Raw genomic sequence first — 527 nt, forward strand, 5'->3', positions numbered from 1 at the left:
CGCGCGCGATCGCGGCATCCTTGTCGGGGTCCCAGCTGATCGGGATCTGACCGATCTTGCGCGAGGCGCCCTCGTGGTGCTCGTCCCAGCCCTGGACGATCTCGGCGTCGGGCTCGGTGGTGATGAGGTGGTCGCCCAACGGCGCGAAGCGCGCGATGGAGTGCTCTCCGGACACCGCCACGCCGATCGGAACCCCGCCGTCGGGAGCGTCCCACACGCGTGCCGAGTCGACGCGGAAGTACTCGCCGTCGTAGGTGACGAGGTCGCCGGTGTGCAAGGCGCGGATGATCTCGATCGCTTCCACCAGCATGTCCTGACGGGCGTGCACCGCGGGCCAGCCCTCGCCGACGACATGCTCGTTGAGGTTCTCACCGGAGCCCAACCCGAGCGTGAACCGCCCCTCCGAAAGGAGCTGCAGCGTCGCCGCCTTCTGCGCCACGACAGCGGGGTGGTATCGCACCGTGGGGCACGTGACGTACGTCATCAGCTCGACGTTCGACGTCGCGTGCGCGACGGCCCCGAGCACG

Annotated in this window: 1 protein-coding gene; it reads right to left on the bottom strand. The window is 69.4% G+C overall.

Translation table 11 applies throughout. From position 1 onward, the window contains the following. Positions 1–527: TIGR03557 family F420-dependent LLM class oxidoreductase (locus NS220_RS18060; RefSeq protein WP_153004362.1), on the bottom strand; the 527-nt coding region annotated here is incomplete at both ends.

This window comes from Microbacterium testaceum (assembly GCF_001476655.1).
GTDB lineage: Bacteria > Actinomycetota > Actinomycetes > Actinomycetales > Microbacteriaceae > Microbacterium > Microbacterium testaceum_C.